Source organism: Brachyspira sp. SAP_772, assembly GCF_009755885.1.
Lineage (GTDB): Bacteria > Spirochaetota > Brachyspiria > Brachyspirales > Brachyspiraceae > Brachyspira.
In genome coordinates this window covers 1-698 of sequence record NZ_VYIX01000178.1, presented here as the reverse complement: position 1 = coordinate 698, position 698 = coordinate 1, and the positions used below count along the sequence as shown (strand labels likewise).

The window sequence follows — 698 nt, the reverse complement described above, 5'->3', positions numbered from 1 at the left end:
AACCTTTCATGTATGCAGCACCTATCTTGTCTAAGTCTGATGCACTAATAGATGGCAATGTTGCAGTGCCGTTAAAATTAGCCCTTAATCCCCATACAAATCCTTCGTCGAAAGAATAAAGGTTTAATGCTATCACAAAAAATATTATAATAAAATTTAGTTTCTTTCTCATAATATAAACTCCATTTGTTGGCTTGTCTCTAATAAAAAGCATATAGTATATTTTATATAAGTAAATATACATAATGCRTTTTTTGTCGAAAAAATATTTTATTATATAAKTKTTTTAAYGAAAAATAAAACATTTTATACATATTTTGCTACATTATTTTATTTTTGTATATTATTTTTTGTACACTTTTTAATAAATGTCTATTAAAGATTATCGTAATTTATTTGAATCTGCTTTTGTAAAATTATTAAATATATATCATAAAAATATTTTTTATTTAATATAAAACATAATATAATAATATTGATTAATTGTAAAAAACAATATATTATAAAAATAATGCTATGTTTAGGAGTTTTTTATATATGGGCGATAATTCTATAAAATATAGTTCACCTGGCAATTTAATTTCATTTGARATTAACAAAAATTATAGTATATCAAATTTCAATGTAGATGAAAGTCTTTTAGATAAAAACCAAAAAGAGCTTTTGGAAGAGATGATTGTATCTAGCATGAATGATGC

General features: G+C 21.8%; 1 protein-coding gene and 1 pseudogene. One reads left to right on the top strand and one right to left on the bottom strand.

The annotated features are described in order from the left end of the window. Nucleotides 1-214, bottom strand: a pseudogene (locus GQX97_RS13380) (hypothetical protein); the annotation flags it as partial. Between the two features lie 323 nt (nt 215-537). On the opposite strand from GQX97_RS13380, the gene GQX97_RS13375 reads away from it, so the two are divergent. Next, nucleotides 538-698, top strand: a 161-nt coding sequence (locus GQX97_RS13375) for a YbaB/EbfC family nucleoid-associated protein (RefSeq protein ID WP_198391253.1), incomplete at its 3' end; no start/stop codon positions are given.